Origin of the sequence: Amycolatopsis sp. EV170708-02-1 (genome assembly GCF_022479115.1) — a bacterium.
Taxonomy (GTDB): domain Bacteria; phylum Actinomycetota; class Actinomycetes; order Mycobacteriales; family Pseudonocardiaceae; genus Amycolatopsis.
In genome coordinates, this window is sequence record NZ_CP092497.1 from 4,632,930 (window position 1) to 4,654,456 (window position 21,527).

The window sequence follows — 21,527 nt, forward strand, 5'->3', positions numbered from 1 at the left end:
AGATGACGGTGCGTGGTGAGTCGTGGTGAACTTGCCGTTTTAGCTGACTGGGGTCATAGCTGGTCGTGCGCTGCGATCTGTTGATGTCAGCGAGACGGCCGATCAGGGCGAGGCAGCGGGCGCAGTGGGCCTGTCGGCTTAGACAGCGGCTGTGGCGTCCGGCGGCTTTCGTTCAGGGCGGCGCACCAGGACCAATTGGAGCAGTGGTCCGATGGCGGGTGATTGTTGTGTTACTCACAGCAAGATCGGCTAACGCGTGCAGTTGTCCATTCAGGATTCCTTGTCATGACTCGAAAGTGCACGTGAGATAAGGAGGTTGCCATCTAGATCGGCGTTGACCGCGCGGTCATGTCGATAACTAACATGACTGCGTTCTATCTTGTTTTGACTGGCCTGGTCGGCGTTGATACTTATTCATCCGATCATTGCGAGGGGTTACTTGCCTGCCTGTTGGGCGGCGTCTTCTTGCTTCGGTGTGGGACTTTGGGGAGGAAGTCGTGCGCTCTGCTCGGCGTGCCTTGGGTGCGGTGGCTTTGGCGCTGACGTTCGTCGTCGACGCTTCCGGGGTGTCGGTGGCTGCGGAACCCGCCGCGGTGTCGGGGGAGGCGCCCGCGGTGGTCGCGGCGTTTGGCCGCGGCGGGGAATTCCGGCAAATCGGTGGTGGTGCCTGAGGAAACCACCGAGTACGCCGAGGTTTTCGCCAATCCGGATGGCACGGTGACCCGCCGGGAGAGCTTCGATCCTCAACGGGTGCGGCGCGGTGATGCGTGGGTTCCGATAGACCTCACGATGGTCGCGCGCCCTGACGGCACCATCGGCCCGAAGGCGGCGATCGTCGATGTGCGCGTAGCCGATGGCGGCGAGGGCGAGCTACCGGCCACCGCGAGAAACACGCCGATACTGGTGCACAACGCGAACCAGGATGACATTTGCGACCTAACGCTCGGCCCAAGTCTCCGGGGACAACGTGCTGATGGAGTGGCTGCCGAGCGAGGGGACAAGGTTCTGCCGCACGAACAGAAGATGGTCAACGAGTCCGGCGACCGCAACGGCTGCTTCACTTGCAAAGCAGGACAATCTGGCTATCGTGACGGCCACTGGACCGGGGACCACAACCCGCCTAATCGGCTGGCACCGAACGGTCCGTGGACGCTCTACCCGCATTGCAAGGATTGTTCCCGCAGGCAAGGAGGAATTGTGAACGGTTTGCGACAGGACTGGTACAAGTGAACATCGATTCGGCAATGATCGAGGAATACGGTGACCGACTCTATGGGGCAGGACTTGCCCGCTTCGATCATGGACTGCTCGTGGTCGCGGCACCGGACAGTCACGACGATCATGCAGGTTGGGATCCCGCTGCGCAGAGCGTGCACGGCGGGCCCGACTCGGTTTTCGTAGCGGTGCAGCAGTCTGCCAGTGGGCCGGTTGGTGTTGTATGCGTAGAGGCGCCGGCGGACGCCCGGCAACTGAACTTGCTGTTCGACGGCGAAATCCACCTGTCAAAGGCGTCTCTTGCGATCTATGACCCAAATCGGCAATTGAGCCTTCAAGTGCCAGTGGAGCGTGAGCGTAATAAGATAACAATCTATGGTGACCATCCGGACGAATCGACGGAGGTTATTATAGTTCTCGGCGCATTGCCCGAATGACTGAGGTATATCTTATTTTTCGGGTTGAAACGATTTCGTGAATTAGGTTGACGCTTTGCGTGCGTGATCGTCGTTCGCCCACGCCGGCCGTGTTGACGGAGCTTGCGGATCCATAGGTTCTTTGCACGTGCGAACGAGGCTGTTCCCCGTGCAGAACGGGAGGCCGCCGCGGTCCAAGCCGAAGCACTGCGCGCCCGCGCCTCCGTCGAAGAGGCCGCCGCTGCTGAGGCCAGGGCTGCAGAGAACGTGCGTGATGCGGCCAGCCTCGCACAGCAGGCAGCTGTGGAAGCAGCGATCACCTTGGATGCTGCCCCCGATATGGGCAGACACGCAGCGGCATTCGGCCCAGGGCTCAAACCGGCGTTGACCTGCACAAAGCGGCAGGATTTGCCATTCAATGACACTGGCTGACATGCCGGAGTTGCGGTCTCATGATCCCTTGGCCGTCGGTTCGAGCCCGACCCGGCCCACCACGACTGTCCGATGAGGACAGACGGGCCCGGCCGGGCTCGCCCGCGAGAAGACTAGAACGGCCAGTCCGCGTCCCGCCCCGCTTCCAGGAGCGGAATCATCGTGAAAGCGGCGTCGGTCAGGCCGCCGAAGGTGTGCCGGTTACCGCGCCCGGACGCCGAGTGCCCGCGCTCGTAGCCCGCGAGGTTCCACGTGTACAACGCCGTGTCCTTCGGCACGGCCTGGTCGACGTTGCCGGACGAGTGCTGCTCGTCGGTCAGGATCACCACCCGGTCGTGATGGCCGGGACGCAGGTGACGCTGGACCGCGCCGACGGTGTCGGTGCCCGCGCCGATGAAGTAGCCGCCGTTCTTCCACCGGTCGAGCCCGCGCAGCAGCGACTCGCCGACGGGCAGCTCGAACGCCTTCGAACCGGTGCCGCCGTAGTAGCCGTTCGAGAACGACACGACATCCGCCGACTCGCAGCGGGCGGCGAGCGCGATCCCGAAGATCGCGGCCGCGTCCCAGCGCATGAGCGTGCCGTCCTTGCTGAACCCCGCGTTCATCGAACCCGAGGTGTCGACGAGGATCAGCGTCCGCCCGGCGAGCCGCGGCACGTTCGCCAACGACTCGGCGATCGCCTTTTCCAGTGCGTACGACCAGCGAAGCGAAGGCGCCGCGCGATACGCGGAAAGGAACCTCATCGGGAACTGCCGCGACTTCGCGACCTGCTCCGGATCGGCCAGCCGCGCCGCCACGCCCTCGGCGACCTCGTCGGACACTCCGGCCTCGTCGAAGTTCCGGAGGTTCCGCAGCAGCGCCATGTAGCCCATGGACGGGATCACGGCCTCCCAGGCGCGCGCGTCCATCGGGCCCTGGAGCCAGCCGGCCAGGGACTCCCACGTCATGCCCGCCCGCCGCAGAACGGACCGTGCGGAATCGGGGTGGCTGAAGAGATCGCGCCGCTTCTCCTTGTCCCACGCCATGAGTTCGGCGCGGGCGCCGAGGACCTCCAGTTCGGCGGGGATCTCACGGCCGGGGTTGAACCGGACGTCGACGATGTGCTTGAACAGGGCGTCCTGCGCCGGGTCCTTCGGATCCGGGTGGGCCAAGCCGAGGACGTCCGCGAACCGGAAGGCACGCGCGTCGGAGTCCCACTTGAGGAACGACTTCTCGTGAAAGAGCCGGACGGCCGCGTCGGCGATGCCGCGCTTGAGCGGCTTCGGGATCTTCCTGCCGTACAGCGAAGTCCAGTACGCGAGCAGTTCGCCGGGTTCGTCGGCGCGCTGGAGCACCGAGCCGACGACGGCACGGTTGGTGAGGCCGGCGTCGGTCGGCGGCGTGGCCGTGCCGGCAAGGCGGGCGCGGACGTATTCGGCGGCGCCGACGAGCGCGGCGGTCCGCATGTTCGCGTCCGTGCGGAGCCAGCGCAGGAACCGCGCGGTCCATTCCGGGTCGGCGAGCGCCGTCTCCTGGACGAGGCCGGCGTACCGCGTGTCACGCTTCTCGCCGGTCTCGTAGAAGGTGTTCTCGCCGACCATGTTGGTGACGGCGAGCAGGAACAGCTCGGACTTGGTGTCCCGCGCGTAGCCGTCCCCACCTTCGTGGGTGACGCCGCCGGGGGTCGGCTCACCGACGATCGGTGAGCTGGTCGCCGGCCGGGTGCCGGCGGTGTTGAACTTCGACACCCTCGACCTCGTTTCGTTCGAGGGGAGCCGTGATTCCGGATGAGGCCCGAGAAAAAGTCGGTGACGGTGCTTGTCCATTGCTCTGCCGACTGAGCTACCGGCGGATGACCGCCGGGCGGGGCTCGAACCCGCGACCCATGGGTAAAAGGAAGTATCCGTCGCCTGCGCACCGGGCACATCTGAAATTGTGGCTCCCGAGAAAAGAACCGGTGACGGTGGCCTGTGAAAGAGGAAGTAGCCGTTACCTGCGCACCGGGAGTGCTCGCTGAACCTAACAGAGTGCTCGTGCGCCCGTCTCCGGAATTAACCGGTCCGCCGCCTCAGAAGCGGGGAAGCTCCAGCAGGTTGTTCTTCCAGATCCCGTCCGCGCGCGTGCGGAGGAACTTCGGGCCGAAGGTCGGCTTGATGATCTCCACGGCCACCCGGTGGATCCCCTCGTCCACGTAGGCCTTCCCGTCGTCGTCCTCGAGCCACGCCACGATCGCCGAAACGAAGCTCTCGCCGGTCTCGCCGCTGCCGGGGTTGATCCAGCGGAGTTTCGTGATGCTTTCGTGGAACTTCCCACCTTCGAGCCGCGCTGCGATGATCTTGATGGCCATGGTGCTACCTCTTCGGCTGGATGCCCTCGAAGCGAACAGGGGTAAAGCGGTACTCGCCACCTGCCCGCACCCCGTTACGCCGTCCGGTCGCCGTGCCTCGAACGTTACGAGTTCGAGCGCCGGGCGTCGTTCTGAGTCAGATGACGCAGACCGCGCGTGGTCCGCCATGTCACTGTCCTCGCGCCGCCGGGAATGCCGGGCGGCGGAGAGGGGAACGGACATGTGCGCTGTCCACAAGAAATCGGCCATGGCGGGAATCGCGCTGGCCGCGGCGGTCCTGGCCGGCTGCGCGCCGGATCCGGCACCGGCGGCCCAGCAGGCGGCGCCGTCGCCGTCCGCGAGGGATTCGGCCGCGGCGGTGGCCTGGATGAACGGCTTCTGCGGCGCGGTCAAGGACTTCATCGACGGCAACAACAAGATGCCGTCGGCGAGCGGGGAGACCGTGGCGGCCGTCAAGAAGAGCACGAGCGACCAGCTCGGGCATTACGCGGCGATTCTGACCAAGACGGTCGACGCTCTCGGTGCGCTGCCCACCGCGCCGGTCCCGGCCGGGGACGCGGCGAAGCGGGAGTTCCTCGCGAAGTACACCTCGGCGCGCGACAAGACCGTGACAGCGAAGGCGGGTCTGGACGCGGCGGGCAAGAACGACACCGTCGCGCAAGGCCGCGCTGTCGACGGGCTCATCGCCGCCCAGAAGGACACGCACGGCGCGCTCGACCCGGTCGCGGCCGTTCTGGGCGCTCCCGAGCTGAAGACGGCCGCCGCGACCGCGGAACGGTGCCGCCCCTGAGCCGCTGCCGTCTTCACTCGTCGGCGAGGATCTTCCGCAAGCGCGTCAAGGCCCGGTGCTGCGCCACCCGCACGGCACCGGCCGTCGAACCGACCACACCGGCGGTCTCCTCCGCCGACAGGCCCACGACGATCCGCAACACGACGATCTCCCGCTGCTTGTCGGGCAGGATCCGCAGCAGTTCGCCCATCCGGTCGCTCAACTCGTTGTGCAGCGCGTGCTGTTCGGGGCCTGCCGAATCCGAGATCCCGTCGGGGACCTCCGCGACCGGCTCGGTGCGGTTGCGGGCGGCGGCACGGCGGGCGTCGGCGACCTTGTGCTGGGCGATGCCGTAGACGAAGGCGAGGAACGGCCGCCCCCGTTCGCGATAGGTCGGCAGCGCGCGGAGGATCGCCACGCAGACCTCCTGCGCGACGTCGTCCGCCGAGGCGTAGGTCCGCTCCTGTCTGCCGATCCGCGACCGGCAGTACCGGATCACGAGCGGGCGGACGGTGGTCAGCAGCTGGTTCAGCGCGCGCGGGTCGCCTTTCCCGGCGGCCGCGACGGGTTCGTCGAGGGTGTACCACTGCGACGGCGTCACCTGCTCGGGTTCCGACTCGGCCGGGGTCCCGGGCGCCACCAAGGCGAGTTCCCTGACCATCGCGCGGTTCTTGATCCGGGCGAGGGTGTCTTCGGCGTCCAGCCCCATCCGCAAGGCGTCGAGGAAGGCGGCGTTGGCGCTGTCCAGCCGGTCGGCGAAGCCTGGATCGTGGTCCGCCAGCCGGCCCCGCGCGTGGCGCAGGGTCGCGCCGACCGCCTCGTCCGCGATCCCGAGCAGCCCGGCGATCTCCGGCGCCGAATAGCCGTCCATCGTCCAGGCCATGGCGAGTTGCTGGCGTTTCGGCAGGCTCCCCAGCATCGTCAGGACGGCCGACGCCTCGTCGGCGAGCGCGATGAGCTTGTCCTCCCGGCCGGCGTCGGCGGAGGCCCAATCGGCCCCGACCGCGGTCTGTTCCTTCGCCCTGCGGTGCCCGACCCGGCGGACCCACGCTTTCGGCTGGGTGATGCCCTGCCAGTCTTCGTAGGCGTTGAGCATCGCCTCCGCGGCCGCGTCGCGCGCGGGGCCAGCGCGAAGCCCGCCTTGCACAGGAAGCCGGTGAGCAGCGGAAATTCGGCGTGGAAGAACTCGTCGAACCCGTCGTGGCCCATCACCCGCACTCACCGCTCTCAGCCGCCTGACGCGAATGCCCTCACAGGACAGGTGCAGTGAGCGGGGCGCTGAGTGTAACGATTCGGTCAAGGTGATGTTTGCGGTGCGTACCCGGCCGGATACCCGGAAGTCGTTTGACGGGGAAGGGAAAATCGAAAAAAAGGAGGTGATAGGAAAATGGAAATGAGGATGGCGGGTGACCTGAGTGAGGCCGCTTGCCGCGGTGAGGATCCCGAACTGTTCTTCCCGGTCACCGAAACCGGTCCCGGCGCACGTCAGGCTGCCAGGGCGAAGGCCGTCTGCGCGCGGTGCCCGGCCGTCTCGGCCTGCCTGGCCTACGCCGTGGACAACGGATTGGCCCACGGCGTTTTCGGCGGGCTGACCGGCAGTGAACGGCGCCACTTGATTCGTGTCGGCAATGCTGCTTGAAGCCGCCTGAAACCATTTGATCGCGTTCATCGAATTTCCACCGTGTTCTTCGTGCGCGCGAAAAGAGGGGCCCGGTTCCGCGAACCGGGCCCCTCTGTCGTGGCGATCAGGCGACGGCGGATTCCTCGGCCAGCCGCTCGTTGCCCGACTGGGTCTTGAGCGGCTTGTGCTTGAGGAAGGCGACGGCGACGATCACCAGGAGCGCGATCGGCGCGCTGATCAGGAACAACTCGCTGGTCGCCTCCCCGTAGGCCTCACGGACGACGTTCGCGACCGGCTCGGGCAGCGTGGCGATGTTCGGCACCGCGCCGCCTTCGCCGCCCCCGGGCAGCGGCCCGAGCTTCTCGCTCATCAGCGCCAGCACCCGGTTCGCGAGCACCGCGCCCAGCGCGCTCACCCCGATCGAGCCGCCGAGGCTGCGGAAGAACGACAGCGTCGAGGTCGCCGTGCCGAGGTCGTGCGCGTCGACGTCGTTCTGCGACACCAGCACGAGATTCTGCATCAGCATGCCGACGCCGACACCCAGCAGCACCATGTACGCGCCGAGGACGACGAGGTTCGTCTTCGCGTCGATGGTGCCCAGCAGCGCCAGGCCCGCGGTCATCAGCGTCGCGCCCAGCAGCAGGTGGCTCTTCCACTTGCCGGTGCGGCTGATCAGCTGACCCGACACCGTGGACGACACGAGGATGCCGAAGATCATCGGCAGGCTCAGCAATCCGGCCACCGTCGGCGACTTGCCGAGCGACAGCTGGAAGTACTGCGACAGGAACACCGTCCCGCCGAACATCGCGACACCGACGAGGAAGCTCGCGAGGGTGGTCAGGGTGACCGTGTGATTGCGGAACAGGGTCAGCGGCAGGATCGGCTCGGCCACCTTCGACTCGACGTAGACGGCGAGGGCGAGGATGACCACGCCGGCCGTCACCAGGCCGACCGTCCACCACGAGCCCCAGGCGAACTGGTGCCCGGCCAGCGACGACCAGACCAGCAGCGTCGAGACACCGGCCATGATCAGGAACGCGCCGAGGTAGTCGACCTTCACGTCACGCCGGATCGTCGGCAGGTTCAGGGTTCGCTGCAGCAGCAGGATCGCCGCGACCGCGAACGGCACTCCGAGGAAGAAGCACCAGCGCCAGCCGAGCCACGACGTGTCCACCATGACGCCGCCGATCAGCGGGCCGGCGATGGTCCCGACGGCGAACACGGCACCGAAGATCCCGAATACTTCCCGAGTTCACGCGGCGAGACGATGGCCGCCATGATCACCTGCGCGAGCGCGGTGAGCCCGCCCGCGCCGATGCCCTGCGCGACCCGGCTGCCGATCAGGAGCTCGATGTTGCCGGCGAACCCGGCGACCAGCGAACCGATCACGAACAGCCCGAGCGAGAGCTGGATCAGCAGCTTCTTGTTGTACAGATCGGAAAGCTTGCCCCAGAGCGGCACCGTCGCGGTCATCGCGAGCAGTTCGGTGGTGACCACCCAGGTGTAGGAGGCCTGCGAGCCGCCGAGTTCGGAGACGATACGCGGCAACGCGTTCGCGACCACCGTCGAGGCGAGGATGGCGACGAACATGCCCATCATCAGCCCCGACATCGCTTCGAGGACCTGTTTGCGGCCCATCGAGCCCGCCGGGGCCTCCGGTTCTCGTGGTTCGGTCATGGATACGGACATGGTGGTCCCCCTTCGTGTTCCTGTGGTGCCGGGCGCGTCAGCGCGCGCGGCCGCCGGGCTCCGGGAGCCCGGCGAGAAGCAGTTCGACGGCGTCGTCCAGCAGGTCGAGCGCGGACACCCGGCCGTCGTGCTGGTACCAGAGCATCAGCACGGCGTTGACCGCGCCGCCGAGCGTGGACAGCAGCAGCGCCGGGTACAGGTCGGCTTTCGGATCCACGCCCGTGCGGCGGGCGATCGCCTCGATCAGCGGCGCGATGGTGTCGTGGTTCATGGCCACCGCGCGCGAATGCAGGGTGGCGTTCTCTTGGATGGCCTTCATGCGGCCGAGCCACTCTTCACGGTTCTCGTCGACTTGGGCGAAGTCTTCCTGCAGCGCGTCCACGAAAGCACGGGGAGTGCTGACTTCCTTCGGTGCGGCAAGGAACTTGTCGATGGTGCGCTGGGTCCGCTCGGCGCTGTCGGCGTGCGCGATGACGACAGCGTCCTCTTTGGACGCGAAATAGTTGAAGAACGTGCGCGGTGAAACCCCCGCCGCCGCGCTGATGTCCTCGACCGTCACCTGGTCCAGGCCGCGTTCAGCGACGAGCCGGACGGCGGTGGTCGCCAGCGCGCGGTGGGTTTCCAGCCGTTTGCGCTCGCGGAGACCTTTGACGGGTTCGGGCATGAGCACCACCCTACGCCTAAAGATGCAGATACTGCAAAATTGCAGTTTGTGAACCGTGCCACTGCCGTCCGGCCACGGGCCGCCTGGCAGACTGCGGCGGGTGAGCGGAACGGTGCTGGTACTGGGCGGACGCAGCGAGATCGGCCTCGCGGTCGCGGAACGGCTCGCCAAGGGCGGGTCGCGCCGGATCGTGCTGGCCGCGCGCCGGAGCGCGGACCTCGGCGCGGAGTCCGAGCGACTGCTGGCCGCGGGGGCGGAGGCCGTCGACGCCGTCGAGTTCGACGCCGACGACCTCGCCGGGCATGGGCCGTTCCTGGAGAAGGTCGTCGCGGAACACGGGCCGCTCGACGTCGTCGTCACCGCCTTCGGGATCCTCGGCGACCAAGCGCGTGCCGAAGCGGACGCCGGGCACGCCGTCGCGATCGTCCACACCGACTATGTGGCTCATGTGAGTGTGCTGACGCATGTGGCCAATGTGCTTCGTGAGCAAGGAAACGGCAGCCTCGTGGTCTTCTCTTCGGTCGCCGGGGTGCGGGTCCGGCGGGCGAACTACGTCTACGGATCGGCGAAGGCGGGCCTCGACGGTTTCGCGAGCGGGCTGGCCGACGCCCTGCACGGCACCGGCGTGCACCTCCTGCTCGTCCGGCCCGGCTTCGTGATCGGCCGGATGACCGAGGGCATGTCGCCCGCCCCGTTCTCCAGTACCCCGGATCAGGTCGCCGACGCGACGGTCGCCGCGCTCCGGAAACGCCGCGGAACGGTGTGGGTGCCGGGACTCCTGAGGCCGATGTTCGCGGTGATGCGCGTGGTGCCACGCGCGATCTGGCGCCGCATGCCCCGCTAGGGAGCGCTGCGCGGTCGGTCCGGCACTCGGTGTCGCCGCCGGCTGTCTGCTTGATCACTCCGAATGGTCCGAACGGGCTTTAAGACCCGGTTATGACACGTTTCTCAGGTAATTCCCAGCTAACGCGGTGATCCTCGAATGCGGGGGATCATTCACGGAAGCGGGGAGAAGGTCGTGCTGCTCACGTCGCGAGGACGGCGGATCGGCGGCCGCGTCGCACTGGGCCTGGTGTCGACGGCTGTCCTGGGGGTCACGGGTTTCGCGTGGACCCAGTTGAGCCGTTTGGACGAAGCGCTCGTCACGGCCGACGTGATCGCCCCTTCCGCGCAGGTGCCCGACGGCCCGGCGGGCGAACCGCTGAAGGTGGCACAGAACATCCTGCTCGTCGGAATCGACTCCCGGACCGACACCAACGGGAACCCGTTGCCGCAGAACGTCCTCGACGCGTTGCACGCCGGAAGCGGCGACGACGGCGGCGACACCACCGACACCATGATCGTGGTCCACATCCCGGCGGGCGGGGCCGGCGCGACGGCCATCTCCATCCCGCGCGATTCCTATGTGGACATTCCGGGTGGATTCGGCAAGCACAAGATCAATTCGGCGTACAGCCGCGGCAAGAACGCCGCGATGAACACGCTCCGCGCCCAGGGACTGTCCGGGCCGCAGCTCGAGGTCAAGGCCAACGAGGCGGGCGCCAAACTCACGATCCAGACGATCGAGCAGTTCACCGGCCTGTCCATCAACCACTACGCCGCCGTCAACCTCGCCGGGTTCTCCGCGCTGAGCGAAGCCGTCGGCGGTGTCGAGGTCTGCCTCAACAACCCCGTGCAGGACAAGTTCTCCGGCGCGTCGTTCCCGGCGGGCAAGCAGCTGCTTTCGGGCCCGCAGGCGCTGGCCTTCGTGCGGCAGCGGCACGGTCTGCCCAGCGACCTGGACCGCATCGCGCGGCAGCAGGCGTTCCTGTCGAGTATGGCCAAGACCGTCCTCGATGCCGGAACCTTCACCGACCCCACCCGGCTGAGCTCCCTGATCGGCGCGATCCAGGGCTCGGTCGTGCTCGACCGCGGCTGGGATGTGCTCAGCTTCGCCCAGCAACTGCGGGGGATGAGCTCGGGGGCGCTGAAGTTCCAGACGATCCCGGTGCAGAGCCTTTCCCTGCCGACGCCTTCCGACGGCGACGCGGTGAAGGTGGATCCGGCCGAGGTGAAGGCGTTCGTGAAGTCCGCGCTGAACGCGACGACCGTCGCCGCGGTGGGGGACCCGGCCGGTGGGATCGGGATCAAGCCGGTGGCGGCCACTTCTTCGATCGCCGCTCCGCCTTCGTCTTCCGTTGCTTCGACGCCGCCCGCGATGGCCGGCTGCGTGAACTGAGGCTCAGCGCTCGTTGTCCGACACGGAGGACGCTCAGATAGCGGCGTGCTGCCCGGTCGTCCATTCGTTCGCGGATGCGCTGGGCGATGGCGTCGAGCAGGGGCTCTCGGACGTCGCGATCGAGTCTTCGGTACAGGGACGTCGAGCGAAGGAGGTCGGCGAACCCCTCCCCGTCGAGCCATTGAACGGCCGGATACCAGCGCACGATCGTCGGACCGAACAATCCGCCGGGATCCTCGACCAGACCCCAACCCTCGCTGGTGGTGCGCACGTCGTCCTCCAACGGCGGACGACCCCAGCCGGGGTTCCCTCGGCAGAACCGCTCATGGAGATCGGCGGTCTCGGCGAAAACCTCCGGCTCTCCCGGCCTGCGGACGACGACGTTACCGAGCAGCGCCAGCCAACCTCCGGGAACAAGCACCTCGTGCGCTCGCCGCCAACCGATCGCCGGGTCGACCCAGTGCCACGACGACGCGGCTACGACAGCATCGAAGTGCCGGCCGCGGTCGTCCCAGTCTTCGAACGTCGACGTCTCGACTTCGACGTTGCTCAGGGTGGACATCCGTTCGCGAGCGAGCGCGGCCATGTCGGTGCCCGGCTCGATGGCGGTCACCGAGCATCCCAGTGCTGCCAGGGAACGCGTCGCCTGACCGGTGCCGCAGCCCACCTCAAGCACCGACGACTTCTTGCCTATGCCGGTGATGGTGCCGAGGTCCGCGAACAGCTCGCCGGGGTATCCCGGACGGACCCGGTCATAGAGCTCCGGCACCTCGTTGAACACTCGGCCGAGTGCATAGCGGTTCGTGGGCAACTCCGGCTCGTCGGTCACGAGCTATGAGTCTCCTTCGCGGACGCGCCACTGGTTTACCGGCAGACACGACGGGCTGCTGCAGAGAGGCACGCTCGTGAGCGCGGGTCGGGGCAGGAACCGGGAACGGACTGAGCCGGCCGGGCTGTACCGGTGGGCGAAGTGCGGCCAACATCGAGGACTCCGCGACGCGGTTGGGCGGGCTTGAGGGTACGGACGCCACTTCGGTTGGGTCGGCATCGGGCCCAGGCGAGTGAAGTTGCGCGTCATCGGTGTCGCGGTCAGCAGGTGTGCCCCACGCGGCTGGCCCAGGGCTCAGCCGGTCACACGGCTCGGCGGGGTCGCGCAGGTAGATCCTGATGAGCCGCACGGGGTCGGCGCCGTGGTGCGTCTCGTCGGGCATCCGGCACCACGAGCCCGTCCGTGCTCCAGCCGAGCGATCGATTCCGTCGGCGATCGGAAGGTCCTGGCCGAGCCGTGGGCATGACGAGGAGCCCGTCGTCGGTGTGCCCGACGGGCTCCTCGGTGGTCAGACGTGGTGCAGGGTGTTGCGCCGGGGTATTCGGAGCGGATCCCGGTATTGGGGTGGGATGAATTCCGGTAGTCCGTCGGCGGCCATGCGTACTTCCCAGTCGCCGTGGTGAATCAGGCGATGGTGGAAACCGCAGAGCAGCACCAGGTTCCGGAGGTCTGTGGGTCCTCCGTCTGCCCAGTGGTGAATGTGGTGGGCGTGGCAGTTCTTGGGTTTCCGATGACAGCCCGGAAAGGCGCAGCCACCGTCACGGATGTTCAACGCGCGTCTCTGCCCGGGTGTGACGAATCTTCGCAGGCGTCCCATGTCGAGGGGTTCGCCTGAGGTGCTCATGACGACTGGGAGCATGAGGCAGTCGCAGGCGGCGAGCCGGGCTTCCCTCGCGGTCATCGTCCCCACGAAGTCGAGGCAGGCGGTGCCGAGACCGGATTTGAGTTCTTCGAGTCCGATGGTGACGTGCACGAGGGTGCGGTAGCCGCTGGTGCCGGGTTGGTCGGGGCAGGCGATGGCCAGGTCGAGCAGGTCGGCCCAGGCGTCGCCCATACGTTCGCATTTCATCCGCAGGTCGGCTTGGCCGAACTCGTCCACCGGCCGTGGCTGGGCGTGGGCTTCCAACGCGGCCGACGTCCGAGCCCCGGTCTCATCATCGAGAAGGCCGGTCAGTTTCCAGAAGCCGTCTTTGCGGCGTTCCAGGGTGATCTCGCGGCGTGGCTCCTTGGGCTCCGGGTCCTTGGGTTCCTTGCCGTCGGGGTCCAACCAGCCCAGCAGGTTCGCTTCGGCCTTGGTGAGCTGTGCGGGTCCGGCGTTCGGGGCCAGGTCGGCGAGGATCTTCTCCGCCTTCGCCCGATCCTCGGCAGAGGTGTCGGCCGGGAGTCGTTTCAAGATCTCCAGGATCTGGTCGATCCGTTCGTCTCCGACCAGTCCTTCGGCGGCGACCGCGGCGGTGGCGGGCGCAACGGCGGGGACTTCGGTGCCGTCCAGAGCGCGGGTGGGGTTCAGGGCGATGGCCCGCTTCACCACCGCACCGGCCTCACCGCGCGACAACCCCGCCATATCCGCAAACCAGCTGGCCGTGCTGCCATGGCCGTACAAGTCTTTGACGCCCCGAGATTCGATCTCCGCCAAGAACTGCCCCAGCGCGGCGGCCGCCATCCGAATCACCTGCAAGGACTGTTGCACGCCATGCGCAAGCTCCAGCTTGCCAGCGCGTCACAGTTCCTGCGGCAACTCGGGGAGGAAGGTCTCGGACACGCCTCCATCATACCCGAAGAAATCGAACACGTGTTCGTAATTTTAAGCGACCAGCGAAACGTGCGAACAACACTGAAGAGTGAAACGGTCGCCAGCGTCGAATCACCTTGGGCAACCCCCGCATTTAGCCGACTAAATGCGAAGGGTGCTGCCGCGGTTAGTCGGATTGCCCCGGGGTGAGCAGGACCGCCCGCCAGGCCTTGTCCGTCAACTCACCTGAAACCACAGCTGGATCACCTACAAGACACCCCCAGGAGGCCCCTGGAGGCAAGCCAAGATTCTTTTGAACCGCATCGCGCCGCCGTCCGTGTCACTGGAGCCGGGGAAGTCACGGACACGGGGATGGTGTGATGAAGCGCTGGACGGTTCTGGTGAGCCTTTCCCTCTGCCTCACCGGTTGTGCCGCGACCGTCGGGGGTGCGGCCCGGCCGGTGGACACGACCCGGGTGGCCGGGCTCGAGATCACCGACGGTCCCAGCGGATTCAAACCCGGCGTGCTCGACGCCGGACTCCCGGTCGACGGTGGTGACGGCGGCGAGATCGACAGGCTCGCCGCCAACGCGGTCGCCGACGTTCAGCGGTATTGGCGCGAGCATCTGCCCGCGACCTTCGAACGCGAGTTCCGGCCGCTGGCCACGCTCGTCTCCTACGACTCGGGCGGCCGCGGCCGCGAGATCTGCGGCACCTCGACCGCCGGGCTGGTGAACGCCTTCTATTGCTCGGGAGAGGACATCGTCGCGTGGGATCGCGGGGAGTTGCTGCCGATGCTCAACGATTCCCTCGGCCCGGCGGCGGTGATGACCGTGCTGGCCCACGAGATCGGCCACGCCGTCCAGTTCCGGCTCGGGCTGCCCGCTTCGAGCCCGTCGATCGTCAAGGAACAGCAGGCCGACTGCTACACCGGCGCGTACCTCCGCTGGGTCGCCGAGGGCAAGTCGCCCATGTTCCAGGTGTCCACCGGCCGCGGGCTCAACGAGGTGCTCACCGCGTTGTTCCAGATCCGCGACTCCGCGGGGGTGGCCTTCGACGACGACGGGGCGCACGGCAACGCGTTCGACCGGGTTTCCGCGTTCCAGTTCGGCTTCACCGACGGGCCCGCCCGGTGCGCGAAGATCGACGAGCGCGAAATCGAAGGCCGGAGCACGCAGGGCGGATTCGGTTCGGCCGCGGCGAACGTCCGCCTCGACGACCGTCAGGCGCTGGCCGATCTCACCACCAGCCTGCGGCGGGCGTTCCGGCTCGCGGCCACCCCACCGACGCTCACCACCGGAGCGGCCTGCGGCGTGACCGTGGAGGCCGCGCTCGCGTCGTATTGCTCGGAGTCCAACCAGATCACCCTCGACCTCGACGGCCTCGTCAGGATCGGGACCCCGCCGCGCAGGGGGCGGCAGGGCGGCATCGGTGACTTCGCCGCGTTCGCCGAGGTCGCGTCGCGCTACACGCTCGCGGTCCAGCAGGAGGGCGGGTTCCGGCTCGACGGGCCGGTGGCCGCGCAGCGCACGGCGTGCCTCACCGGCTTCTGGGCGTCGACCCTCGTGGACGGCGGGGCACTCACGCTGTCGCCGGGCGACCTCGACGAGGCGATCGCCGAGATGCTGACGCGGAACAGCCTGATCGCGGCGGACGTCCGGGGCCGGACGCTCCCGGCGGGTTTCGCGAGGGTCGCCGCCTTCCGCGACGGTTTCTCCTCCGGCAGCCAGGAGACGTGCGGCGAGAAGTACCGCGCGTGAAGGCCCCCTTCCCTCGGATCAGCCGAGGGAAGGGGGCCCTTCACGCGCACTCGGGTCACACGAAGGCGCTCTGGCCGGTGATCGCCTTCCCGACGATCAGCGTGTTCATCTCCCGGGTGCCTTCGAACGAGTAGATCGCCTCGGCGTCGGTGAAGAACCGCATGATGTCGTTGTCCAGCACGATCCCGTTGCCGCCGAAGATCTCACGGCCCCAGGCGACGACCTCCCGCATCCGCGAGGTCACGAAGGCCTTCGCCAGCGACGAGTGCTCGTCCTTGAAGATCCCGGCGTCCTGCAGCCTCGCCAGCTGCACCAGCATGCCCCACGACGCGGTGATGTTGCCGAGGCTCTTCACCAGCAGGTCCTGCACCAGCTGGAACCGCGCGATCGGGCGGCCGAACTGCTTGCGCTCCTTGGCGTAGTCCAGTGCGAGTTCGTAGGCGCCGATCATCACGCCGAGCGCCTGCCAGGCCACGCCGCCGCGGGTCGCGCGCAGGATCTCGGCGACGTCGCGGAAGGAGTCGATGCCCTGCAACCGGTTCGCCTCCGGCACCCGCACGCCGGTCAGCGTGATCTCGGCGTTCTCCACGATCCGGAACGCGAACTTGTTCTCGATCTTGACCGGTACGAATCCCGGCGAGTCCTTCTCGACCACGAAACCCTTGACGTGGTCGTCCGCCTCGTCACGGGCCCACACGATGACGAGGTCCGCGAAGGTCGCGTTGCCGATCCACTTCTTGGCGCCGTTGAGGATCCAGGTGTCGCCCTCGCGGCGCGCCGTGGTGCGCATGCCGCCCGCGACGTCGGATCCGCCGAGCGGTTCGGTCATCGCGAAGGCGCCGATCTTGTCCATCGCCGCCATCGACGGGAGCCAGCGGTCGCGCTGTTCCTGGCTGCCACCCGAGTAGATGCTGTACATCGCGAGTCCGTTGTGGACACCGAAGAACGTGGCCACGGAAGGATCCGTGCGCGTCATCTCCATCGCCATCATGCCGCTCAGCAGGTGGCTCGTGGCCGGAAGGTGCTCGCCGTAACCCTCGTAGGGCAGCCCGGCGACACCGAGTTCGCGGAACTTGCCGACGAGTTCGTGCGGGAATTCGCCCTTGGCCCAGTATTCGTTCACCAGCGGCTTGACCTCGGAGCGCATGAAGTCACGCGTCTTCAGCAGCAGCTTGCGCTCTTCCTCCGGCAGCAGGTCCTCGTAGGCGTAGAAGTCGGCGGTCATTTCAGTTCTCCTCCCTGGCGGCACTGTCCAAAGCGGACAGCACCGCGAGCTGCTTGCGGTCGCGCGTCTCGGCGAGTTCCGAGTACGTGGAGGAGCCGTAAGCGGATTCCACGGCTTCGATGAGCCGTTCCTGTTCTTCGGGGTCTTGCGAGGGCTGCCCGAGGCCCGCCCACATCTTCTTCATCGACTTGCCGATGTGCTCGGCCATATGCCGGTAGCCGCCGGGGCCGCCGCCCAGATGCGAGCCGAGGAACGGCCCGACGGTCGACCAGCGGATGCCGAGCGAGTTCGTCATCACGGCGTCCAGTTCGGACGGTGACACGACACCCTGTTCCACCAGGTAGATCGCCTCACGGCTCAGCGCGTTCTGCAGCCGGTTGCCGACGAAGCCGGGGATCTCCTTGCGTTCCACCACCGGGGTGCGGCCGGCGAGCCGGTAGAACTCCACGGCCCGCTCGACCGACTCGGCACTGGTGCGCTCACCGGGCACGACCTCGACGAGCGGGATCAGGTGCGGCGGGTTGAACGGGTGTCCGATGAGGACTCGCGACGCGTCGTCGAGGTCCGTTGTGAACGCCGTCGAGGGGATCGCGGACGACGAGCTGAGCAGCAGCGCGTGAGACGGTGCTTCGCGGACCAGCGTCGCGAACAGGTCCTTTTTGAACTCGACGTTCTCGGGCCCGTTCTCCTGCACGACATCCGCGTTCCGGACGGCTTCGGCCACATCTGTGGCGAGGTGGACGCGAGGCGCGAGGTCCGCGACGGTCCGGCCGAGATGCGGGGCGAACGCCTCCAGCGCGTCCGCGACGGCGTCGGCGAGGTCCGGCCGCGGATCCGAGACCTGGACCTCCATGCCGTGCGCGGCGAACAGCGCCGTCCACGACAGGCCGATGGTGCCCGCGCCGATCACGGCGGCGGTGCGGAAGGTCATGACCGTGCTCCCTTCAAGTAGTCGAAGACCGGCTTGACCGGGGCGAGCGTCAGGTCGGTGAGGATGTGGCTCGCGGAAACGACCTCCAGCACCGGGAGATCGGCGAGCGGGGCCAGGACATGCTGGAACAGTTGCAGCCGCGCCGGCCCGGTCCACGCTTCCTTGACCACCACGTCGGTGATCTCGGTGCGGACCAGCTCGAACACCCGCGGCGAACCGTCGTAGTCCGGGATGGTCTTGAGCATGAACGTCGGCACGGTGATCTGTGCCTCGGCCTCGGCCACGTCCAGCCGGTGGTGCTTGTAACCCATGGTCGCGGTGGCGACGCGCTGGCTGCCGTAGTCGAGTGTGCCGACGAGCGCGCCGTTCTCGGTGAACAGCTTCGGCGAGCCGATGGTCTTCGGATAGGCGCTGATCTCGCGGCCGGACGCGGTGGCCGGGAAGTTGTCGAGGTACATCGCGTGCAGGTACTCGCCGCGTTCGCCCTCGAAGCTCACCGGGATCGCTTGCCCGGACTCGGTGTACGGCCCGTATCCGCTGACGTCGCCCATCTTCATCACCTCGAACCGCACCAGCGGCTCGCCGATCTCCAGCGGCTCCGGCACGACGGCGCGCAGGGCGTCGGCGTCGGTGCGGTAGACGATGTTCAGGTACTCCCGGTCGGTGAACCGCGGCACCACCGGCGCGTACGCGGGGTTCGCGAGCGGCGTGGTCACATGCCGGAGAACGTCTTGCTGCTTCATGTCACTCTCCAGTCCACTGTGGAGCGCGGCGCTCGGCGAAGGCCTGCATGCCTTCGCGGACGTCGGCCGACTTCATCAGCTCCGTCAGCTCCGAACGCTGGGTGGCAAACGCTTGCGCCTCGGGGACGCCGTCCGCCGCGCGGACGATCTTCTTGACCAGTGCGAGCGCCAGGGGAGCGTTGGCGGCGATCCGCTCGGCCAGTTGCAGGGCGACCGCGGTGGCCTCGCCGGTGGGGACGACCCGGTTCACCAGGCCCAGCTCTCCCGCGCGTTCGGCGCCGAGAGGCTCGCCGGTGAGCAGGAACTCCATCGCCAGGTGATGCGGGATCCGCTTCGGCAGCCGGATCACACCACCGCCGGCGGCGATCAGCCCGCGTTTCACCTCGGGCAGCCCGAACTTCGCGTCCTCGGCGGCGACGATCAGGTCGCAGCCCAGCGCCAGTTCGAATCCGCCGCCCATGGCCCAGCCTTCGACGGCCGCGATCAGCGGTTTCGACAGTTCGGCTTCGGTCAGCCCGCCGAACCCGCGGCCGGGGATCTCGGGCGACTCGCCCTTCAGGGCCGCTTTGAGGTCCATGCCGGCGCTGAACGAACCGTCCGCGCCGGTCAGGACTCCGGCCCGCAGCGTGGGATCGGATTCCAAGAGGTCCAATGCTTCGGCCAGGCCTGCCGCGACGGCGGCGTTCACCGCGTTGCGGGCCCGCGGCCGGTCGATCGTGATCAGCAGCGTGCCGCCGACCCGTTCCGTGCGTACTTCGTCGGTGCTCATGGTTCTTCCTCAGCGAATGGTGGCGAGTTCACGCAGGACGTCTTCGGTGTCCTGGCCCGGCAGGGGAGCCAGGCGCCGGACGGAGCCGGGGGTCCGGGAGAACTTCACCGGGATGCCGATGGTGCGGATCGAGCCCTCGCTCGGGTGCTCGACGACGTCGAGCAGGTGACCGTCGCGGACGTATTCGTCGTCCTGCGCGTGGTCGAGTTCGAGGACCGGGGCCATCGGGATGCTGTGCTTCGCGCAGACCTCGGTCCACTCCTCGGTGGTCAGCGCCGGGGCGCATTCGGCGATCATCGCGGCCAGCGCCTCGTGGTCGGCGCCGTCGATCGCGTCGCCGTTGACCCGCGGGTCCTCGGCCAGTTCCGGCCGCCCGGCGGCGTGGAAGAAGTCGCGGAAGTTCTGCGGGTTGTACGGGATCACGCAGGCCATGCCGTCCTTGGTGTGCACCGCCTGGTGGCCGGGATTCATCGACGGGCCGAAGCCGGTCGGGCCTTCCGCGGGCTCGAAGACGTGCCCGGCGAGATGCTCGACGAGGTTGAACGCGATCAGCGTGTCGGTCATCGGGATCTCGACCCGCTGACCCTCGCCGGTCCGGTCGCGGTGCACCAGCGCGGCGAGCACGGTGTAGGCGATGGTCAGGGAGGAGACCTTGTCGCCGATGATCGTCGGCAGGTAGACCGGCTTGCCGAGCGCGCGGTTCGCGACGTCGACCAGGCCGGACGACGCCTGCACCGTCTCGTCGTAGGCGGCGTGACCCGCGCGGTCGGAGTCGCCGCGGAAACCCTGCGCGTGGGCGTAGACCAGGCCCGGATTGCGCGCGGCGAGATCGGCGTAGTCCATGCCGAGCCTGCTCAGCGCGCCGGGACGCATGTTGGTGATCAGCACGTCGGCGGTGTCGATCAGCTTGAGCGCCTGCTCGCGTTCCTCCTCGTCCTTGAGGTTGAGGGCGACGCTGCGCTTGTTGCGGTTCACGTTTAGGTTGAGCGCGGTCATCCCCGGCGTCGTCCGGAACTTGCCCACCCGCACGGTGTCGGCGGGGGACTCGATCTTGATCACGTCGGCGCCGAGGTCGCCGAGGATCTGCGCGGCGTACGGGCCCATGACGACCGTCGAGAGGTCGATCACGCGAACGCCGTCCAGTGGTCCGGTGGCGGTGTGAGTCATTTTGCTTCCCTTCGCCGTTGTTCGCTCTACCACCGAAGTTAGGCGCGAATTGCGGTCAAGGGAATGATCAAGAAAAGCGGAATGGTATGACCGTGGTGGTCATACCATTCTTCAGGTGGAAAGCGGTTCGGCGAAGATCTCGCGCACCCCGGCCACCAGTTCGGCGAGGTCGCCCTCCTCGGCGCGGTCGCGCCGCCAGACCAAGGCGGTCTCCAGCTGGGGGCGGAAATCCGCGAACGGCAGGATGGTCGCGCCGTCGACCAGGAACAGATGCATCGGGCTGGCCGGATCGAGCATCGTGATCGAGAACGAGGACCCGTTCGCCACCAGTTCGGAAATGCCCGAATACTCGGTTCCGCCGACTTTGAGCCTTTTCCTGATGCCCGAGTTCGACAATTTCCGGTCCATATCGTCCGAATAGGCCGGAATGCTCTCCGACGCCGACGGGATATAGGACAGATCACTCAATTCGGCGATGTCCACCGTTTCCCGTCCGGCGAACCGGGCGGCCGGGACGACTGCCCCGAGCCGCTCCACCTGCACCGGGACGATCTCCAGCGCGGGATCGGTCACCGGCATCCGGACCAGCGACAACGCCAGCTTCCCCTCGTGCACCGCGGCGACCAGATCGGGTGTCGTACCCGGCCAGCGCTTGAGCTCGAAGTGGTCGCGACAGCGCTCTTCGAGCCGTTTGACCCGTTCGCGCAGGGCCGGGTGCACGCCGGCGGGGATGCCGACGAACACGGTGCTCCGCCGGGGTTTCACCGCTTCCCGCAGCCGCCAGGGGATCGCGTTGACCTGTTCGAGGACGTCCCGCGCGATGGGCAGCAGCGCGGCACCCGCCGCGGTGAGCGTGACGTGGTGGGTGCTGCGGTCGAACAGCTTGTGGCCCAGCTCGTGTTCGAGGTCCTTGATGCGCTGGCTCAGCGGGGAGGCGGCCATGTGCAGTCTGCGGGCCGCCTGGGAGAAGTTCAGTTCCTCGGCGACGGCCACGAAATACCGCAGGTGCAACATCTCCACG

The 21,527-nt window shown here is 67.6% G+C and carries 20 protein-coding genes and 1 pseudogene; 8 read left to right on the forward strand and 13 right to left on the reverse strand.

Annotation, left to right across the window (positions count from 1 at the left end):
- Window positions 1-497: 497 nt before the first annotated feature.
- The 3 genes from MJQ72_RS20990 to MJQ72_RS21000 are packed head-to-tail and all read left to right on the forward strand — an operon-like array spanning window position 498 to window position 1,652.
- Entirely contained in the window at window positions 498-671 is a 174-nt protein-coding gene (locus MJQ72_RS20990; protein WP_240601072.1) for a hypothetical protein, read from the forward strand.
- Window positions 664-1,230, forward strand: coding sequence for a hypothetical protein (locus tag MJQ72_RS20995; RefSeq protein WP_240601073.1), 567 nt, complete (start codon window positions 664-666; stop codon window positions 1,228-1,230). The genes MJQ72_RS20990 and MJQ72_RS20995 overlap by 8 nt, the downstream gene beginning before the upstream one ends.
- A complete protein-coding gene (locus MJQ72_RS21000; protein WP_240601074.1) occupies window positions 1,227-1,652 on the forward strand; it encodes a hypothetical protein in 426 nt (141 codons plus the stop codon). Before MJQ72_RS20995 ends, MJQ72_RS21000 begins: the two co-directional genes overlap by 4 nt.
- 524 nt (window positions 1,653-2,176) lie before the next feature.
- Here the strand turns inward: MJQ72_RS21000 and MJQ72_RS21005 are convergent.
- Together MJQ72_RS21005 and MJQ72_RS21010 are read right to left on the reverse strand one after the other, a co-directional pair.
- On the reverse strand, window positions 2,177-3,790 hold the full coding sequence (locus MJQ72_RS21005) for a TROVE domain-containing protein (protein WP_240601075.1): 1,614 nt from the start codon (window positions 3,788-3,790) through the stop codon (window positions 2,177-2,179).
- A gap of 320 nt (window positions 3,791-4,110) precedes the next feature.
- Complete coding sequence (locus tag MJQ72_RS21010; protein WP_038516826.1) at window positions 4,111-4,389, reverse strand: DUF3892 domain-containing protein; 279 nt, start codon at window positions 4,387-4,389, stop codon at window positions 4,111-4,113.
- Between the two features lie 220 nt (window positions 4,390-4,609).
- Here MJQ72_RS21010 and MJQ72_RS21015 point away from each other — a divergent pair, with 220 nt between their 5' ends.
- Complete coding sequence (locus tag MJQ72_RS21015) at window positions 4,610-5,179, forward strand: hypothetical protein (RefSeq protein ID WP_240601076.1); 570 nt, start codon at window positions 4,610-4,612, stop codon at window positions 5,177-5,179.
- A 13-nt stretch (window positions 5,180-5,192) separates the two neighbouring features.
- On the opposite strand, the gene shbA is transcribed toward MJQ72_RS21015, so the two are convergent.
- Window positions 5,193-6,254, reverse strand: a complete 1,062-nt coding sequence (shbA, locus tag MJQ72_RS44835; RefSeq protein WP_315860888.1) for an RNA polymerase sigma factor ShbA — start codon at window positions 6,252-6,254, stop codon at window positions 5,193-5,195.
- A gap of 291 nt (window positions 6,255-6,545) precedes the next feature.
- On the opposite strand from shbA, the gene MJQ72_RS21030 reads away from it, so the two are divergent.
- The gene (locus tag MJQ72_RS21030; protein WP_315860889.1) at window positions 6,546-6,797 is read left to right on the forward strand and encodes a WhiB family transcriptional regulator; all 252 of its coding nucleotides are present in this window, start codon (window positions 6,546-6,548) and stop codon (window positions 6,795-6,797) included.
- A gap of 106 nt (window positions 6,798-6,903) precedes the next feature.
- Here MJQ72_RS21030 and MJQ72_RS21035 read toward each other — a convergent pair.
- Window positions 6,904-8,468, reverse strand: a pseudogene (locus tag MJQ72_RS21035) (MDR family MFS transporter).
- 37 nt (window positions 8,469-8,505) lie between these two features.
- A complete protein-coding gene (locus MJQ72_RS21040) occupies window positions 8,506-9,132 on the reverse strand; it encodes a TetR/AcrR family transcriptional regulator (RefSeq protein WP_240601078.1) in 627 nt (208 codons plus the stop codon).
- A 100-nt stretch (window positions 9,133-9,232) separates the two neighbouring features.
- Here MJQ72_RS21040 and MJQ72_RS21045 point away from each other — a divergent pair, with 100 nt between their 5' ends.
- Together MJQ72_RS21045 and MJQ72_RS21050 are read left to right on the forward strand one after the other, a co-directional pair.
- Window positions 9,233-9,976, forward strand: coding sequence for an SDR family NAD(P)-dependent oxidoreductase (locus MJQ72_RS21045; RefSeq protein ID WP_240601079.1), 744 nt, complete (start codon window positions 9,233-9,235; stop codon window positions 9,974-9,976).
- 174 nt (window positions 9,977-10,150) lie between these two features.
- On the forward strand, window positions 10,151-11,350 hold the full coding sequence (locus MJQ72_RS21050) for an LCP family protein (protein WP_240601380.1): 1,200 nt from the start codon (window positions 10,151-10,153) through the stop codon (window positions 11,348-11,350).
- On the opposite strand, the gene MJQ72_RS21055 is transcribed toward MJQ72_RS21050, so the two are convergent.
- Both MJQ72_RS21055 and MJQ72_RS21060 read right to left on the reverse strand, forming a co-directional pair.
- Window positions 11,259-12,179 carry a bifunctional 2-polyprenyl-6-hydroxyphenol methylase/3-demethylubiquinol 3-O-methyltransferase UbiG gene (locus MJQ72_RS21055; RefSeq protein ID WP_240601080.1) on the reverse strand — a complete coding sequence of 307 codons (921 nt, stop codon included), beginning with the start codon at window positions 12,177-12,179 and terminating at the stop codon, window positions 11,259-11,261. The two genes, MJQ72_RS21050 and MJQ72_RS21055, sit on opposite strands and share 92 nt — an antisense overlap.
- Window positions 12,180-12,687: 508 nt before the next feature.
- Entirely contained in the window at window positions 12,688-13,887 is a 1,200-nt protein-coding gene (locus tag MJQ72_RS21060; RefSeq protein ID WP_240601381.1) for an HNH endonuclease signature motif containing protein, read from the reverse strand.
- 404 nt (window positions 13,888-14,291) lie between these two features.
- On the opposite strand from MJQ72_RS21060, the gene MJQ72_RS21065 reads away from it, so the two are divergent.
- Window positions 14,292-15,671 (forward strand): neutral zinc metallopeptidase, encoded by a 1,380-nt coding sequence (locus MJQ72_RS21065; RefSeq protein ID WP_240601081.1) that lies wholly within the window; start codon window positions 14,292-14,294, stop codon window positions 15,669-15,671.
- Window positions 15,672-15,726: 55 nt separating this feature from the next.
- On the opposite strand, the gene MJQ72_RS21070 is transcribed toward MJQ72_RS21065, so the two are convergent.
- The 6 genes from MJQ72_RS21070 to MJQ72_RS21095 form a co-directional block, all read right to left on the reverse strand.
- Window positions 15,727-16,896 carry an acyl-CoA dehydrogenase family protein gene (locus tag MJQ72_RS21070; RefSeq protein ID WP_240601082.1) on the reverse strand — a complete coding sequence of 390 codons (1,170 nt, stop codon included), beginning with the start codon at window positions 16,894-16,896 and terminating at the stop codon, window positions 15,727-15,729.
- A gap of 1 nt (window position 16,897) precedes the next feature.
- Complete coding sequence (locus MJQ72_RS21075) at window positions 16,898-17,827, reverse strand: 3-hydroxyacyl-CoA dehydrogenase NAD-binding domain-containing protein (protein ID WP_240601083.1); 930 nt, start codon at window positions 17,825-17,827, stop codon at window positions 16,898-16,900.
- Entirely contained in the window at window positions 17,824-18,570 is a 747-nt protein-coding gene (locus MJQ72_RS21080) for an acetoacetate decarboxylase (protein WP_240601084.1), read from the reverse strand. The genes MJQ72_RS21075 and MJQ72_RS21080 overlap by 4 nt, the downstream gene beginning before the upstream one ends.
- A gap of 1 nt (window position 18,571) precedes the next feature.
- Complete coding sequence (locus MJQ72_RS21085; protein ID WP_240601085.1) at window positions 18,572-19,339, reverse strand: crotonase/enoyl-CoA hydratase family protein; 768 nt, start codon at window positions 19,337-19,339, stop codon at window positions 18,572-18,574.
- A gap of 9 nt (window positions 19,340-19,348) precedes the next feature.
- Window positions 19,349-20,506 carry a CaiB/BaiF CoA-transferase family protein gene (locus MJQ72_RS21090; protein WP_240601086.1) on the reverse strand — a complete coding sequence of 386 codons (1,158 nt, stop codon included), beginning with the start codon at window positions 20,504-20,506 and terminating at the stop codon, window positions 19,349-19,351.
- A gap of 111 nt (window positions 20,507-20,617) precedes the next feature.
- Window positions 20,618-21,526, reverse strand: a complete 909-nt coding sequence (locus MJQ72_RS21095; protein WP_240601087.1) for a LysR family transcriptional regulator — start codon at window positions 21,524-21,526, stop codon at window positions 20,618-20,620.
- Window position 21,527 lies beyond the last annotated feature (1 nt).